The 16,561-nt window shown below is 59.2% G+C and carries 11 protein-coding genes; 1 reads left to right on the top strand and 10 read right to left on the bottom strand.

Features of this window, described 5'->3' with window-relative positions:
* Positions 1–100: 100 nt before the first annotated feature.
* Together HF682_RS00860 and mdeB are read right to left on the bottom strand one after the other, a co-directional pair.
* A complete protein-coding gene (locus HF682_RS00860; RefSeq protein ID WP_168875372.1) occupies positions 101–430 on the bottom strand; it encodes a TfoX/Sxy family protein in 330 nt (109 codons plus the stop codon).
* Between the two features lie 62 nt (positions 431–492).
* A complete protein-coding gene (gene mdeB, locus HF682_RS00855; RefSeq protein WP_168875371.1) occupies positions 493–3,198 on the bottom strand; it encodes an alpha-ketoglutarate dehydrogenase in 2,706 nt (901 codons plus the stop codon).
* A gap of 157 nt (positions 3,199–3,355) precedes the next feature.
* On the opposite strand from mdeB, the gene HF682_RS00850 reads away from it, so the two are divergent.
* The gene (locus HF682_RS00850) at positions 3,356–3,880 is read left to right on the top strand and encodes an Lrp/AsnC family transcriptional regulator (RefSeq protein WP_205881856.1); all 525 of its coding nucleotides are present in this window, start codon (positions 3,356–3,358) and stop codon (positions 3,878–3,880) included.
* A 6-nt stretch (positions 3,881–3,886) separates the two neighbouring features.
* On the opposite strand, the gene HF682_RS00845 is transcribed toward HF682_RS00850, so the two are convergent.
* The 8 genes from HF682_RS00845 to aceB all read right to left on the bottom strand — a co-directional run bounded on the left by HF682_RS00845 (position 3,887) and on the right by aceB (position 16,412).
* Positions 3,887–4,729 carry a DUF817 domain-containing protein gene (locus tag HF682_RS00845; protein WP_168875370.1) on the bottom strand — a complete coding sequence of 281 codons (843 nt, stop codon included), beginning with the start codon at positions 4,727–4,729 and terminating at the stop codon, positions 3,887–3,889.
* Positions 4,730–4,808: 79 nt separating this feature from the next.
* Positions 4,809–5,456 (bottom strand): GntR family transcriptional regulator, encoded by a 648-nt coding sequence (locus tag HF682_RS00840; protein WP_168875369.1) that lies wholly within the window; start codon positions 5,454–5,456, stop codon positions 4,809–4,811.
* Between the two features lie 49 nt (positions 5,457–5,505).
* Entirely contained in the window at positions 5,506–6,867 is a 1,362-nt protein-coding gene (locus HF682_RS00835) for an aspartate aminotransferase family protein (RefSeq protein ID WP_168875368.1), read from the bottom strand.
* Positions 6,868–6,883: 16 nt separating this feature from the next.
* Positions 6,884–8,218, bottom strand: coding sequence for a glutamine synthetase family protein (locus tag HF682_RS00830; RefSeq protein ID WP_168875367.1), 1,335 nt, complete (start codon positions 8,216–8,218; stop codon positions 6,884–6,886).
* 246 nt (positions 8,219–8,464) lie between these two features.
* Positions 8,465–10,441: a M48 family metallopeptidase gene (locus HF682_RS00825; protein WP_168875366.1), complete on the bottom strand. Its 1,977-nt coding sequence runs from the start codon at positions 10,439–10,441 to the stop codon at positions 8,465–8,467.
* Positions 10,438–12,495: a DUF4034 domain-containing protein gene (locus HF682_RS00820; RefSeq protein WP_168875365.1), complete on the bottom strand. Its 2,058-nt coding sequence runs from the start codon at positions 12,493–12,495 to the stop codon at positions 10,438–10,440. Before HF682_RS00820 ends, HF682_RS00825 begins: the two co-directional genes overlap by 4 nt.
* Before the next feature lie 67 nt (positions 12,496–12,562).
* The gene (locus HF682_RS00815) at positions 12,563–14,623 is read right to left on the bottom strand and encodes a DUF4034 domain-containing protein (protein ID WP_168875364.1); all 2,061 of its coding nucleotides are present in this window, start codon (positions 14,621–14,623) and stop codon (positions 12,563–12,565) included.
* 199 nt (positions 14,624–14,822) lie between these two features.
* Complete coding sequence (aceB, locus tag HF682_RS00810) at positions 14,823–16,412, bottom strand: malate synthase A (protein ID WP_240947023.1); 1,590 nt, start codon at positions 16,410–16,412, stop codon at positions 14,823–14,825.
* Between the last annotated feature and the right edge of the window lie 149 nt (positions 16,413–16,561).

Raw genomic sequence — 16,561 nt, 5'->3', positions numbered from 1 at the left:
TTCCTTGAGCTGGTGGGTTCCTTGCACGCCAGGAAGCTTCGAGAGTACCTGACGGACGCATCATCTGCGATGGATGTTACAGATTCATGCTTAGTGGTATCTACTTGGGTGGCAAGCTGCCCACAAAGTGGCGGGCCAAGGCCAGCCACAGTGCCAGGCCATAGGCCCTGGCAGGGGTGGCCTCCACCCAGATGAAGCCGGTTATGGTTCGGCCACCATGCACCATGACTGTCGCACCGGGCCGGGCCAAAGCTTCAGCCTGCTGTGCGGGTCCGACCCGAAACAGGTAACGCCCGTCTTTACTGATGCAGCACAGCATATGCCCGTGCCACATCCAGCATAGCCCGCCAAACATCTTTTTCTCATCGACCCCAGGCTCACCGGACAACAGCCCCCTGATCTCGTCTGCCAGTACTGGGTCTACGGCCATCGGTACACCTCCCTGTGTATCGTCAGCTCAGTATGGGTGACCCAGCATCATTCAACAAGGGCTTAGCGATGCCAGGGGGCCTCGCGCTCACTGGTAATGCCATAGCGTTCGATGGCCTGCTGGCACAGGGCCGCATCGCAACGGCCTTGTTGTCGCAGGCTCTGGAGGGCAGCCAGCACAATCTGGTGGCGATCCACTTCAAAGAACTGGCGCAGCTCAAGCCGGGTATCACTGCGGCCAAAGCCATCGGTCCCCAATACCGTATAGGGTGCGCGCAAGTAACTGGCAATCAGCATGGGCCAGGCTCGGACGTAGTCGGTGGCAGCGATGACTGGCGCCTCCCCCTGCAGGCATTGTGAGACATGTGCGACGCGTGCCTCATCCTGCGGATGCAGGCGGTTCCAGCGCTCCACTTCCTGGGCCTCGCGTGACAGCTCGGCAAAGCTGGTCACGCTCCACACCTCCACCTCCACCTGCCATTCCTGCTGCAGCAAACTGGCGGCGGCGATCACTTCCCGCAGGATGGCTCCGGAGCCGAGCAGGCGCACCTTGCCGCGCGCCTCCGGCACGGAGAGGTGGGTAAAGCGGTACATGCCCTTGATCACATTCTGCGCGGCTGCTTCAGGCAGGTCTGGCTGGGCGTAGCTCTCGTTCATCACCGTCAGGTAATAGAATACGTCTTGCTGTTGCTCCATCATCTGTCGCATGCCGTGATCCAGAATCACGGCCAGTTCACCAGCAAAGCAGGGGTCATAGACCTTGCAATTGGGTATGGCTGCGGCCTGCATCACGCTGCTGCCATCCTGATGTTGCAAGCCTTCGCCACCCAGCGTGGTACGTCCCGAGGTTGCTCCCAGCAGGAAACCGCGAGCGCGCTGGTCTGCTGCAGCCCAGATCAGGTCACCAATGCGCTGGAAGCCAAACATCGAGTAGTAGATGTAAAAGGGCAGCATGGCCAGGCCATGCACGGAATAACTGGTGGCGGCAGCGGTCCAGCTGCTGATGGCGCCCGCTTCGCTGATGCCTTCTTCCAGAATCTGCCCGTCCAGCGCCTCACGGTAGCTCAGCACCGAGCCAATGTCTTCCGGCTCATACTGCTGACCGGCGCTGGAATAAATGCCAATCTGCTTGAACAGGTTTGCCATGCCAAAGGTGCGCGCTTCGTCAGCCACAATCGGTACGATACGCTGCCCGAGTGGGCGTTCCTTGAGCAAGCTGGACAGCATGCGCACGAAAGCCATGGTGGTGCTCATTTCCTTGCCACCGGCTTGCAGTGCAAATTGACCATACTGCGCCAGCGGTGGCACCGCAATCACGTCTGCCTGGGTTCGCCTTGCCGGCAATGCACCACCCAGCTCGCGACGGCGAGCATGCAGATACTGCATTTCCGGACTATCTGCCGCTGGGCGCACCAAGGTCAGGCTGGCGGCTTGCTCATCGGTCAGCGGCAGGTTGAAGCGGTTGCGATAGGCAATCAGGTCATCCCGCTCCAGCTTCTTCTGCTGGTGGGTGGTCATGCGACCTTGACCGGCCTCGCCCATGCCGTAGCCTTTCTTGGTATGGGCAAGGATCACGGTTGGGCAACCTTCGGTCTGCATGGCGGCATGATAGGCGGCATGAATCTTCACCAGATCATGCCCGCCGCGCTTCAGCCGGTCGATCTGCTCATCGGTGAGGCCTTGCGCCAGTGCAGCCAGTTCCGGGTTTTGTCCAAAGAAGTGCTCACGGTTGTAACGGCCATCCTTGGCCGCAAACGTCTGCAACTGACCATCCACGGTATGGGCAAACGCACGGGTCAAGGCCCCGGCATGGTCACGTGCGAACAGACCATCCCAGTCGGAGCCCCACACCAGCTTGATCACGTGCCAGCCCGCACCGGTGAACAGGGTTTCCAGCTCGTCAATGATGCGGCCATTGCCCCGCACCGGGCCATCCAGCCGCTGCAGATTGCAATTCACCACCCAGATCAGGTTATCCAGTTGCTCACGGGCCGCCAGGGTGAGCGCACTCATGCTCTCCGGCTCGTCCATTTCGCCATCGCCAAACACCCCCCACACCTTGCGCCCTCGGGTATCCAGCAGTTGCCGGTGACTCAGGTAGCGCATGAAGCGGGCCTGATAAATGGAGCTGATCGGCCCCAGGCCCATCGAGCCGGTGGGGAACTGCCAGAAATCCGGCATCAGCCACGGATGGGGGTAACTGCTCAAGCCTTGTGTGCCCTGTTGTTGGGCAGACAGTTCCTGCCGGTAGTAACCCAGCTGCGCCTCACTGAGCCGTCCTTCCAGAAAGGCCCGGGCGTACACGCCGGGAGCGGAGTGCGGCTGGAAAAACACCAGATCGTCCCCCCCATTGGGATAGGCCGCGCGGAAGAAATGGTTGAACCCCACCTCAAACAAGTCTGCCGCACTGGCGTAGCTGGCGATATGCCCACCCAGCTCACCGTAGGCTGCATTGGCACGCACCACCATCGCCAGCGCATTCCAGCGCATGATCGACGCCAGCCGCTCTTCGATGGCCAGATCGCCCGGAAATGCAGGCTGTTGCTCTACAGCAATGCTGTTCAGGTAGGGGGTGCCACGCGGTGGCTGCCAGCCAATATGCGGCTGCCGAGCCAGCTCGGTCAGCATGTCCATGATGTCATGTACCCGCTGGCTGCCGGAGGCTTGCAGCAGGCTTTCGAGGGCCTCACGCCATTCTGCGGTCTCTACAGGGTCCGGGTCCTGCTGGTGCACGGTATGCCACAGAAAGGGAGGGGTAATGTTGTTCATGTTCAACCTGCTGGATGCCATTGACCGGAATGCAAGACCTTGCTTGCGCACCGAAAAATGGTAGCGCGATTGCCCCAGAAAATTTATCCAACGTTTGCCAAGGCATGCTTTGTTAGCGTAATAATATTCTTCAAATGATCACCAACTTGGAATAATCATGCAGAACCCGCAACGGCTGGATCGTACCGACATTGCCATCCTGCACCAGATGCAGCAAAACGCACGCGTGACGCACGCGGAACTGGCGCGTACCGTTCACCTGTCGACCACCCCCTGTTTCAACCGGGTCAAGCGCATTGAAAACCTGGGCATCATCCGTCAGCAAGTAACCCTGCTGAACCCGGAGGTGCTGGGGCTTCGCCTCAATGTGTTCATCAATGTGTCGTTGAAGCAGCAGGATGAGCGCACGATTCAGGAATTTGAGGCGGCCATCGCCGACCGGCCAGAAGTGATGGAGTGCTACTTGATGACGGGCGATGCGGACTATCTGCTGCGGGTGGTGGTACCGGACACCCCGGCGCTGGAGCGTTTCATCCTCGGGCACCTCAGTCGTATCAGTGCCATCGCCAGCATCCGCTCCAGCTTTGCGCTGAAGCAGGTTCGCTACAAAACCGCCTTGCCACTGCCGCAGCATGGGCTGACCTTGCCGGATCTGGACGCAGCGCCGACTGAGTGGCTGTAACGCCGCTCATTCCGGCACATGTACCGAGCGGCGGTGATGTTGCAGATGGGTGATGATGGTAAAGGTCATGATCACCAGCAGCGACCAGGAGCCCCATTTACCCACGTGCACAGCAGACCAGCCCCCCAGCTGGTGAGGGTAGGCCCAGATGTGCAGAAAGGTGCTGATGTTTTCGGCCAGCCAGATGAAGAAACCGATCAACACAAAGCTCAGCAACAGCGGCATGCTGCGCTCACGGTCATAAGGCCGGAAAATGACCGTGGCACGGGCATAGAGGCCAATGATCAACATGGCCAGATAGCCGCGAAAATCCATGATGTAATGATGGGTGAAGAAATTGGCATAGATCAGCAGCGCTACCAGCGTGGCCATCCAGTAGGGCGGGTGATGACGAAAGCGCAAACCGAACAAATACCAGGCCTGAAGGATGTAACTTCCCACGGCAGCGTACATGAAGCCCGCAAACAGTGGTACACCAAACAATTTGCTCCAGCCCGCATCCGGGTAGCTCCATGACGCAATATGACCCGATGTCTTGAACACTTCCAGCCCAAAGCCGAGCACATGAAACAGGCAAACGGCTTTGAGCTCGTCCAGGGTTTCCAGCTTTAGCACCAGCATCAAAGCCTGAATCAGCACTGCCCCCGCCAGCAGGACATCATAGCGGTGCCAGCCAAACAAATCACTTCGTGGCACCAGCAGTACCATGCTGAAAAACAGCCCTGCAAACAGGCATGAGCGGGCCTCCTTGAGACCAAAAAATAAAAACTCGATCACACCACGCCGCCAGCCTGACAACTGCGGCAGCAGTGGTGGATTGAGCAGAAAATGGTCAAGTCGGTTCAGCATGGCGCGCTGTGCAGGGGCAATCCTGCATTGTATGACATTTGCCTGACTCGTTCAGCCGAATGCCGCAAGCGTGCCGCACTCAGCTACAACGCGATTGCAAGTATTGTCCGGCGTAAAAGAGATCGCGCTCAATGGCACGGCGGACTGCGCTGCTGTCGCGCTTGTGCAGCGCCAGCATGACATCGCTGTGGGCGTCATTCAGGCGTTTGGCAAAGTCGGGGTCGTCAAACAGCTGGTTGGAAATCGGGCCGACCTGCAGCCACACGGTTTCGATCAGTTCCAGCAGCAGCGGGGAGCCGCTAGCACGATAGAGAATCAGGTGAAAACGTTCGTTGGCATCCAGATAGGCCTTGGCATCCGGGATGGTCAGTGCGGTGGCCATCTGCTCCGAGAGCTGCTGCAAGGTTTGCAGCTCGGCATCGCTCAGCCGGTGCGCGCCCCGCTCGGCAGCTTCACCTTCCAGCAATAACCGCACCTGTAGCACATCGGCAAACTGGGCGCGCGACAGCTGCGGTACCGTCACGCCACAATGCGGCACATTGACCACCGCATGTTCAGCAGCCAGGCGCTGCAGCGCGGCGCGCACCGGCATTTCGCCCACCCCCAGCTCTGCGGACATCTGGCGGATCTTCAGGCGCTCCCCCGGCAAGAAGCGGCCTACCGTCAGCCACTGGCGTAGCGTACGGTAGGTCTGATCCTGCAGCGTGCTGTCGTCGGCCGTTTTCATGCAAGGCTTTTCTGCAAAACGGGGAGTGTACCGCGCCCCGTTTTCGCTGTCAGGCATGCAATTCCTGCAGGCATTGATCAAAGACCGCCAGCAGGCGTTGCACGTCTTCCACCCGGGTATCCGGGCAGACCAGCATCATGTTGTGGAAAGGCGTAATCAGCAGGCCCCGGTTGAGCAAATACAGATGAATGATCTGCTCCAGCTCGCTGTCCAGAATCTGCTCAGCCTCACTGCCATTGCGGGGTGGCGCAGGGGTGAACTGGAACTCGGTACGTGCACCAATCTGTGTGACACACCAGGGCAATTGCCGCTGCGCAATACGCTCGCGCAAGCCATTGGCCAGCTGCTCGGCCAGCGGGATCATGTGCGCATAGGCGGCGTCGGTCATCACTTCGGCCAGATTGGCACGCATCGCTGCCATCGCCAGCATGTTGGCGGTCAGGGTGGTGCCGATGCCGGAATGCCCGGGCGGGGCATTGCGCTTGGCCGCTTGTGCATGTGCTGCCAGTTCGGCGCTGAAGCCATACACCGCGCAAGGTACACCCCCTGCGACCGGTTTACCGACCACAAACAGGTCGGGCTGCAAGCCAAAGGCCTGGGTGTAGCCACCGGGCCCTGTGCTGATGGTATGGGTTTCATCAATGGCCAGTAGTGCACCATGGCGGCGGATGATGGCCTGCGCCTGCTGCCAGTAATCTTCTTCCGGCAGCACCATGCCGATATTGGTCATTGCCGGTTCAGCCAGTACGCAGGCAATGTCGCCTTCTGCCAGCGCCGCATCCAGCGCGGCCAGGTCATTGAACTCCACCACGCGGGTGTATTGGGTCAGGTCATAGACCTGCCCCAGCAGGCTGTCACGCTGGCGCGGTTGGCCCTCGACCAGATCGACAAACACATCATCGACGGTGCCGTGGTAGCAGCCGTTGAATACCAGAATCTTGCTGCGGCCGGTAATCGCACGCGCCCAGCGGATCACGAAGCGGTTGGCATCGGTCGCGGTCATGGCAAATTGCCAATAGGGCAGACCAAAGCGGCGCGCCAGCTCAGCACTGACCCAGGCGGCGTCTTCGGACGGCAGCATGGTGGTGAAGCCCCGGCGGGTCTGTGCAGCGACCGCTTCAGCCACCGGCTCCGGCGCATGGCCAAACATGGCACCGGTATCCCCCAGGCAGAAGTCAACATAGTCGTGCCCATCCACATCCTGGAAGCGGGCGCCACGCGCTGCCGCCACATATAGCGAAAAAGGGGTGGACCAGTCATTCATCCAGTGCAGCGGTACGCCAAACAGCAAGTGCTGACCAGACTGGGCGGAGAGGACTTTCGAGCGGGGCATGCTTTCGACAAAACGATCCTGCTCGCGCCGAAACAGGGCGCGGGCGCGATCCATGTTGATGCCGTGACGGATTTCCATGGTGTTCTCCTGTTCCTTAAACGTGCAGTTGCAGATGTTCGCGTTCCCAGGCCGTAATGCCCCGCGAGAAGGTTTCGTATTCCTTTTCTTTCACCGAGCAGAAGGCTGGCACAAAATCACTGCCCAGGACTTCAGCCAGCTCGGCGCACTCCGCCAGTGCTTCTACCGCGTCCCCCAGGTTGCGTGGCAATTCGTAGTCAAGGTCATAGGCGCTGTCGGACATGGGAGGGGAGGCCAGCAAACCTTCCACCATTCCCAGATAACCACAGGCCAGCGTCGCGGCCATGGCCAGATACGGATTGACATCGACCCCCGGCACCCGGTTTTCCAGTCGGCGCGCTTCCGGGCCAGAGTTAGGTACCCGAATGCCACAGGTACGGTTGTCGTAACCCCAGCGCACATTGATCGGTGCCGCAGTGAAGCGAGACAGCCGACGATAGGAGTTCACATAGGGTGCAAAAATGGCGGTTGCCTTGGGCATGTACTTCTGCAAACCGGCGATATAGCTGAAAAACAGCTCGCTGGCACTGCCATCGGCATTGGAAAAAATATTCTGCCCGCCCGCATCGACGATACTCTGATGAATGTGCATGGCACTGCCGGGCTCGTCCTCCATCGGCTTGGCCATGAAAGTGGCGAAAATGTTATGGCGGAAAGCGGTTTCCCGTACCGCGCGCTTGAACAGGAATACCCGGTCTGCCAGGTCCAGCGCATCACCATGCGAGAAATTGATCTCCATCTGCCCCGCGCCCACTTCATGGATCAGGGTTTCCACCCCCAGTTCGGCGGCATCACAGAAGTTGGACAAATCCTGGAAGAACGGATCGAACTCGTTGACCGCATCGATGGAGAAGGATTGACGGCCCACTTCACGCCTTCCGGCGCGCCCAGTCGGCGGGCGCAAGGGCTCGTGCGGGTTGTTGTTTTGTGCGATCAGGTAAAACTCCATTTCCGGTGCGACTACCGGGCGCCAGCCTTTGGCTTCGTAGAGTTTGAGTACCCGGCGCAACACGGCGCGAGGGGAAATGCCCACCGGGCGGCCATCAAAGTCCTGGCAGTCGTGGATCACCACGGCGACGGGCTCAATGGCCCACGGTACCAGCCGCACGGTTGCGGCGTCGGGCACACAAACCATATCCGGGTCGCTGGGGCCGACAAAGCGTTCGTAGTCGGCAAATTCACCGTTGACAGTGATCATCAGCACCGCTTTTGACATTTTCATGTCGTCTTCATTGAGGAACAGGTTGCGCGGCACAATCTTGCCGCGCGCGACGCCCGTCATATCCGGGATGACGCATTCGACTTCGTGGATCTGGTGCTGGGTAAGAAAGTTTCTGAGTTGCTCCGGCATGATCGCCTCCAGTAGAGTTTGATAAATATGATCAAATCAGCTGTAAGCTATATGCCGCCCGATGCACCGGATCGCCACAGAGCAAACTTCCTCTTGAACGTGCGTTTATTGGTGGTAGACATGGATAGTTTACTGCAATATTTGATCAAATCATGGCATGCCACATGGTGCATGTCAAATTTGATCAAATGGTGCAAAGTTAATCAGGCCCAACGTCACGTTAGGCCTGATACCATCAAACACAGCTCAGGCAGGGTCGAACAAGGGCAGGGCACATTCTGGTAAACGCGCCAGCAGCAGGGCGTCGTGGCGTGTCAGGACGTGGTCCTGATAGTAGTCAGGCATGGGCACCGTGTGACGATCCAGCCAGACGCGGCACGCCTCAGTGTGGCTGGATCGCACAGGGGAGAGCAGGGATTCGGCAGCGCTTGTCTGTGGCTCGACCAGCAGCAGCCAGGTGGTATGACGCGGGTTCAGACGGGATACCTTGTGTGCCACCCAGACCTGCCGCACCCAGCTACGTACTGGTTGTAAAGCCTCTTGCAGCTGCTTGCGCTGATACGCACTGAGCGTCGGGCACTGCAAATTGTCACTGGCGTCCACACACGCCAACTCCTGCCGGCTGCGGCCATAGCGCCGCAATGCTTCGTCATGTGCCAGCAGGTAGCGCTCCGCCGCAAGGTCATCGTCCTGCAGCATGGCCATCCGGGCCAGTGCATCAAGACAGGCAGCCTCCAGCTGAGGGTCCGCTTGCATCGCCTGCTGCAAAATGTCGGGGGCTTCTGCCCAGTTTTCCATCCGGATGGCCAGCAAGCCCAACTGATACAGGCTTCGGGCGTGTTGTGGCTCAGCGGTCAAGGCGGCCCGCAAGCTCAACCGGCATTCTTCATCCGGTTTACCCAGCGCCATTTGGGCAATGGCCAGTTGCAGCCAGTCTTCAGCAGAGAAAGCCTGTGTGGCTTGCTTGCGCAACAGGCCATGATAGGTCGCCAATTCCGGCGGCTCATGCAACTGATGCTGCTCATGCCAGTAGCCGCGTTGATGCTCACGCCAGAGCCCGTTCAGGTGCTGAGCCAGTACAGGCAGGCTCTCACCCAGCAGCACTTGCGACGCTGGATAATCACAGGGCAAGGGCAGCGGGGGCAAATCTGCCTCCATCCCTAGCGCGCTAATCCGGTCGTACAGGCAGGGGTGGGTGTCGTCATAGTCCGTCAACCGTGACAGCTGTTCGTGCATCAGAATGGTCTGATTGATCCATTCTTTGGGGTCCCGAAATACCTGCGACCACGGCATGACCATCTCCGCCAGCGGGAGGCTGTCAGCAGGAGGTGTCAATCCCAGCAAGAGGTGATAGGGCGCCACGTCGGGCTCGGCATGCTCACGACTGTGACGATACACATGAGGCCAGAAAACACGGTCCAGCCAGAGATCCGCCAGGTGGCTGACCAGCAATGCCGTGGCGGCATCTTCCGCGGAGGTGAGTCGGGCAGACGCCTGATCCGCTGCATATTCGCTGGCACGGTTCAATACAAAGGATTCCGCGTTGAAACGCGGCGCATACCAACGCAGAAAGCGGAGCAGGGGGTAGCTGGCATAGCTGCGCTGCCGCTCCAGATGGTGACGAAGCCGGTACCAGCTCAGCCGCATCTGGTACACATGGCTGCCAAAGCGCCCATGATCCCCGCGCAGGTGGGCAAACTCATGGGCCAGCACAGCCGTGGTTTGTTCCAGCGTGAAGGTCGCCAGCAGCGGCACCCCGATGATCAGGGTGTTGCGGCTGCCGAGCAGGCCGCCCAGCCTGGGCTGCTGACGTATGGCCGCGTTCAGGCGTGCGTCCAGGCGAACCTGATGCACACGAACCTGAAACGCCCGCTCCAGCGTATCCAGCAGTTCAAACAGCTTGGGCGCTTGCTGCCGCTGCAGGGGCAGTGCATCCTCGCCATGCTCTACCGGCACCGCCAGCAAGGTTTTCAGCAGACGCCAGCCAAAGTGGCTGGCGGCCAGCAAACTCCCCCCAAACAGCAGCGCCACAATCAGATGCTTGCTGAACAGCAAGGCCAGAAACAAGGCCACCGGGGCCAGCATCGCCAATAAAGCCGTACCGCCAATCACGCCGTAGCCAAGCAAAAGCCAGCCCAGCACACGCCACTGAAAGCGCTGGTCCTGGGCGGCGCCGCCGGATTCCAGCTGGCGGACCCGCCGGATAAAGTCACTCTGGTTCACACCTCAAACCCTTCCGGTACAAAAATCCGGCCCGCTTCCAGCGCCTGGCGCAGCTCTTTGCGACCAGTGTTCATCATGCGTGACAGCACCCCGGTCAAGCCGTTGCTCTTGTTGTCCTTGATCAGCCCTTTGAGGTACTTTTCAAAGTCGTCGTCCTCATCCAGCTGCTGAGCATGTTCAGCCCAGGCCACGGCCAGCTCGGATGAGTAATACGGCCCTTTCTTGCGGCTGTACAGGTCTGCCAGGTACACAGCCGTGCACAGCTGGGTATAGTTCTCTTCGTTGTTCAATAACGCAGGTGTCAGTTGATCGTGCGCCCATTGCGCGTCTTCTGCACTGCCACTGTCAATCAGCAAGCGATAGAGCCATAGCATGGCATCATCGTCTCCCCCATTGAGTGCCGCCAACAGCAAGTCACGCGCCTCGGCAAACTGCTGCGGGTCCTTGATGATGAAGCCATCAGCCAGCAGGTAACGCTTGGCCAGCAGAAACTGGGAGCGCGGGTGTTCAAGCGCCGCCGCTTTACGTTGCCAGAACTCAGCTCGCTCCGGGTTTTCCGGATAGGGGCTATTCTCGCTGTCCTCGAGCGCGCCACGATAGAGGTCGGTCAGGAAATTCTGTGCCCAGGGCACATCCCGCTCAGCCAGCACATTGGCCAGCCAGTAGGCGGCTTCATGGTGCTCGCCATCCCACAGCAGGTCCGGCACATAATAGGCATCGTTATGCTCACTCTCGCTGCTGCGCAGGGCCAGCAACGCCTTGTCCAGCAGACCTTCGCGCTCCGTTTTCGGCATGCCGAACAAACCAAACTGACGTGCGGTCAACGCCAGCAACAGCTGCCAGGCACTGTTGCTCCATAGCTCAGCCACTTGCAGCAAACTGGCAAAGGTTTCATTGGGGTCGAGCATGCCATCACGGACGACATCCAAGGCCAGATTCTTCATGTCATCTTCGTCGGCGCAGGCGGTCAAGTTGGTACGGCCATACAACTGCACCGCCTCGGTGCTGGACAGGTAGGCCTGCTTGACCTTGCCTTGATAGCTGAGGAATTCACTGTGCTGCAGCAATACCCGGAAACGGCACCAGTCCGGCATGGGGCGATTGAGCAGTTGCTGCCAGTCGGCCTCACGCTCGGCCAGCCCCTCATGGTCCTCGTGGTCCGGATAGTCTGTGATGTAATCCATGGCCTTGCGATACCACAGGCGGCCACGGCCCTTTTCACTCAAGGCGGCGCACAAGGGCCCATTGATAAAGGCCTCCATCTCCTCATGGCTGCCGTGCCAGCGAGGGTACAGGTAGTAGGTGGCAGTATCCAGGGCCGCGACATGCTGCGGGTTGGCATCCATGGCACGCAGTAGCCAGTACAAGCGCCCTTCGGCGAATTCGTGCTCCGCGCGCGAGGGCAGCTTGCCAGGCAAGGCTGAAGGGTAGGGCAACAGACTCCCCCCAAAGTGCTGGACATGTTCCAGCCCGGCCTCCCACAGGAGGCGCTCGTGTTCATCGTCCGGGGCGGTTGCGGGCGGCGTGACTTCCCCCATGAACAAATGCACCAGCCAATCCGGTTCGCGCAGGTATGAGGCAATCTGCATCAGGGAGTAGTAAGCCAGCGCAGGGCGCTCATGCAAGTCAATCGCCTTGAGCAAGTAAATGCAGGCATTATCGCGCGCCATACGGGCACCTACCCAGCGGTCTTCCGTGACGCTATGTGCCCAGCCACCACCGCGGATGCTGCTGGCAAGGTCGATCCACAGCGCCCCCAGGTAGCAGTATGCGTGGTAGCTGTCCGGGCGGGCATCTATCCACCGCTGCAAGGCGGCCATTCGCGCCTCGGCTTGCCAGGTATCCTCGTCGAACAATCTTTGTACATTGGTCAACCACTCATAATCGAACTCGTCGTCGACATCCTGCTCAGGCGAAGCGTACAAATCTGCCTGCTGCTGGAGGAGCGCTTCCAGCTCATCATAGGCACCCGCCTTGAGATACTGCTGTAGCGTATGCGTCAGGTTTTCTGCGGCTTGCAGACGTGCGGCAACAGGTTGCAGGTCAATGCTCATGAGGGTAATCAATCCTGATTGAAGTAGATAAAGGCTGGGGTTGGGTGGGCCTGAACTCAACGCACTGTCATAGGGAGAATCCTTCCGGGACGAATACTCGGCCATTGTTCAGTGCGGCTTTCAAACCTGCACTGGGATCACGCATCAATCGAGACACAACGCCAATCAGACTCTTGTTATCGGTGGTATTGGCCTCGATGAGATTCTGCAGATATTGAGAGAACTCACCCTCTTCATCCAGCGCCATGGCCTGCCTGGCCCAGGCGACCGCCAACTCCGGGGCATGGACAGGGCCATTTTCCCGACTGTACAAATCGGCCAGATAGACCGCCGTACAAGCACGCGTGTATCGACGGCTGTGGTTGAGCAGCTCTTGCGTAAAAGTGTCATGCGCCCAATGCGCCTCTTCCGGACTGCCGCTATCAATCATCAGGCGGTACAGCCAGAGACGGGCATCATCTTCACCATTGGCGAGCGCGCTATGTAGCAGGTCGCGCGCCTCGGCCATCACCATGGGGTCAGAGACGATAAAGCCATCCGCCAGCAGAAAGCGCTTGGCCAGCAAAAATTGCGCTCGCGGGTGTCTCAGGGCCGCAGATTTGCGTTGCCAGAACAGGGCCAGCTCGGCATCGGTGGCATAGGGGTTTTGTCCATTGTCTTCCAGCACCCCCAGATAAATATCAACCAGAAAGATCTGAGCCCATGCCAGGTCTCGATCAGCCAGGCATGAGGCCAGCCAGAATGCGGCCTGATAGTGCCCACCACGCCACAGCAGCATGGGTACGTCATAGGCGTCATCATGCGCATGCCCCTGGTGGTGTAATAGCTGCACCGCATGATCCAGTTGACCGTCTTTCTCGACCTGCGGCATCCCGAACACGCCAAATTGCCGCCCCACCACGGCGAGCAACAGGTGCCAGCTGCTCCGGTTTTGCCACTCTGCAATGCTCAGATAGCCGACCAGTATGCCCTGAGGGTCCGGCATGCCATCGCGCACAATGTCGATCGTGATGTTTCGCATGTCAGCGCGCTCACATTGGATCGTCACCCCGCTCTGGGCATAGCATTGCATGGCTTCCGCATGATAGCGATACGCCTCATCAAGGCGGCCTTGGTAACTGAGGTACTCACCATACTTCATCAGGCAACGTACTTCACACCAGGCGGGTTTGCTCCGCGCCAGCAGACCCTGCCAATCCGCGTCCAGGTTGTATTCATCATCAAAGTGGTCGTACTGGTAATCCTCGATGTCATCCATCGCCTTGGTGTACCAAAGACGTCCTCGCTGCTTCTCGCTCAAGGCTTGACAGAGTGGTCCGTTGATAAAGGCCTCCATGGCTTCATGACTGCCACCCCAACGCGGATACAAGAAGTAGACAGCATTGGCCAGGGTGGCGAGATCCCATGGGTTCACTTCAATGGCACGCAGCAACCAGTAGACATGTCCCTCGGCAAACTCATGCGCTGCCCGCGGTGGCAATGTCTGTGGCAACTGTTGCGGGTAGGGCAGCAGAGCGCCTCCCAGTGCCTCAATGTGGATAAAGCCGGCATACCAGTGGGCATGATCGTCGGGGTCTTGCGGTGGGGAGGGGGGCGGCGTCAGCTGCCCCTTGAACAGATGGATCAACCAGACAGGCTCACCCAGAAACGAGGCGCATGTCATCAATACCCAGAAAGCCAGACAAGGCTTGGCATCAAGCGAGATGGCACGAAGGGCATGGACACAGGCATTGTCAGCCGCCATGGCGGCCCCAAGCCAACGATCCCCACTGACCTGGTCCGAGCACGCTTCCGTACGGATGGTGCTGGCACGGTCGAGCCAGAAGGCAGCCAGCATGACTTGCGCGTGATAGCTGGATGGCCTGGCCACCTCCCACTGCCCTAGCGCCGCCAGGAGCTCAACAGGTGTCCACTCACGATGCAGCAACATCCGTTTGACGTCTGTGAGCCAACCGTAGCCCAGCAGCTTGTCAACACACTCGGTACCGGAGGCATGGTTTGAGGCATGGTACTGGAGCAGCTCCTCCAGTTTGTCATACTCAGCATGACGAAGAAAACGCTGAAATGAGGCAGCGGCCGCAGATTGTTCAAGCAGGTTCTGCTCGAACAGTGAAAGGTCAAAGGTCATCTGGATGCTCAATTCAGGTTGCTGGATGCGGCTGTTGGGTCCCACTGAAGGGCCTCAGCCTGTTATAGGTTGCTCATGCTGCAGGCATTATGCCCCAGTCATCCAATGACAAACCAAGTTGTGAGCAAAGCGTAATGAGGCGGAAAAGACACACGCCCCGGGCGGGGCGTGCGGAGAGAATGGTTACGCGCTGAGGTACTTAGACTTTCTCATACAAGGGCAAGGTCAGGAATTCGGCAAAATCAGTCTGGGTGCACATCTGCTCGAAGATCTGTGCCGCTTCGGTGTATGGCGTGGCCTGGAAGCGGGCATCGCCGTGCTCTGCGCGGATCTTGTCCAGCTCCTGCGGAATCAGCGCAGCCACCAGATCCGCGGTGACCTTGCGGCCATCTTCCAACACGCCCTTGGGTGAGCGAATCCACTGCCAGACCTGCGAGCGGCTGATCTCTGCCGTAGCGGCGTCTTCCATCAGGTTATGGATCGGCACGCAGCCATTGCCCGCCAGCCAGGAACCGAGGTACTGAATGCCCACATTGATGTTCATCGCCAGACCAGCTGCCGTGATCGGTGCTTCCGGCTGGAAATTGAGCAAGTCTGCCGCGCTGACCTGCACATCGTCCCGCTGCTTGTCGATCTGATTCGGCCGATCACCCAGCACCGCCTTGAATTCGGCCATGGCCAGCGGGACCAGCCCGGGGTGAGCCACCCAGCCACCATCGTAACCGTCGCCGGCATCCCGTGCCTTGTCGGCACGCACACCGGCCATGGCCTTTTCATTGGCCTCGGCATCATGTTTGATGGGAATCAGTGCAGCCATGCCGCCAATGGCCGGAGCGTGGCGCTTGTGGCAGGTTTTCAGCAGCAGCAGGGCATAGGCACGCATGAAGGGGACGGTCATGGTAATACGGGCACGGTCTGCCAGGCAGAAATCCCGATCCTGCTTGAACTTCTTGATGCAGCTGAAGATGTAATCCCAGCGTCCAGCGTTCAAGCCCGAGGAGTGCTCGCGCAGTTCATAGAGGATTTCATCCATCTCGAAGGCGGCAAGGATGGTTTCGATCAGCACGGTGGCCTTGATGGTCCCCTGCGGGATGCCCAACTCATCTTGGGCCAGCTTGAACACATCATTCCACAGCCGCGCTTCCAGATGACTTTCCATCTTCGGCAGGTAGAAGTAGGGGCCGTAGCCGCGCGCCAGCTGCTCCTTGGCGTTGTGGTAGAAAAACAGGCCAAAGTCGAACAGGCTACCCGAGACACGCTGCCCATCAACCAGCATGTTCTTCTCATCCAGATGCCAGCCACGTGGACGAACTACCAGCGTTGCCACCGTATCGTTCAGCGTGTACTGCTTGCCATTCTGCTCCAGTGTGATCTGGCGCCGCACAGCATCGTACAGGTTGATCTGGCCATGAATCTGGTTACTCCAGTTCGGCGTATTGGAATCCTCGAAGTCCGTCATGTAGCTGTCGGCGCCCGAGTTCAGCGCATTGATGATCATCTTGCGCTCAACCGGCCCGGTGATTTCCACCCGCCGACGCTGGAGGGCGGCAGGCAGCGGGGCAATACGCCAGTCGCCTGCGCGAACGTCAGCCGTCTCGGCCAGGAAGTCCGGGCGCTGCCCGGCATCCAGCGCAGCCTGGCGTACCACTCGGGCAGCCAGCCGCTCCTGCCGACGTCCCTCGAAGGCGCTATGCAGTTTGGCCACAAAGCCGAGTGCATCCGGGGTGAGGATACGTTCAAAGCCGGGCTCAATCGGGGCGGTTAACTGAATACCAGCGGGCAAATTCATGATCAGCATCTCCTGAGGTTATCGTCGCGCTGCTGCGCTGTTTCGTTGCAATGCAGCAAGTTTATTATGTTGCTTATAGAAATAAAATAGCGCAAAAGGTCAAATCATCTTTTACATTATCAATGCTAATTGTCAGGCCTCTATTGTGG

Origin of the sequence: Leeia aquatica (assembly GCF_012641365.1) — a bacterium.
Classification (GTDB): Bacteria; Pseudomonadota; Gammaproteobacteria; order Burkholderiales; family Leeiaceae; genus Leeia; species Leeia aquatica.
The sequence above is the reverse complement of the archived record's forward strand: the minus strand, read 5'-3'. Positions and strand labels throughout refer to the sequence as shown.

Coding starts and splice junctions, on each gene's coding strand:
- HF682_RS00860 (WP_168875372.1), bottom strand. CDS start 430: ATGGCCGTAGACCCAGTACTGGCAGACGAGATCAGGGGGCTGTTGTCC.
- mdeB (WP_168875371.1), bottom strand. CDS start 3,198: ATGAACAACATTACCCCTCCCTTTCTGTGGCATACCGTGCACCAGCAG.
- HF682_RS00850 (WP_205881856.1), top strand. CDS start 3,356: ATGCAGAACCCGCAACGGCTGGATCGTACCGACATTGCCATCCTGCAC.
- HF682_RS00845 (WP_168875370.1), bottom strand. CDS start 4,729: ATGCTGAACCGACTTGACCATTTTCTGCTCAATCCACCACTGCTGCCG.
- HF682_RS00840 (WP_168875369.1), bottom strand. CDS start 5,456: ATGAAAACGGCCGACGACAGCACGCTGCAGGATCAGACCTACCGTACG.
- HF682_RS00835 (WP_168875368.1), bottom strand. CDS start 6,867: ATGGAAATCCGTCACGGCATCAACATGGATCGCGCCCGCGCCCTGTTT.
- HF682_RS00830 (WP_168875367.1), bottom strand. CDS start 8,218: ATGCCGGAGCAACTCAGAAACTTTCTTACCCAGCACCAGATCCACGAA.
- HF682_RS00820 (WP_168875365.1), bottom strand. CDS start 12,495: ATGAGCATTGACCTGCAACCTGTTGCCGCACGTCTGCAAGCCGCAGAA.
- HF682_RS00815 (WP_168875364.1), bottom strand. CDS start 14,623: ATGACCTTTGACCTTTCACTGTTCGAGCAGAACCTGCTTGAACAATCT.
- aceB (WP_240947023.1), bottom strand. CDS start 16,412: ATGAATTTGCCCGCTGGTATTCAGTTAACCGCCCCGATTGAGCCCGGC.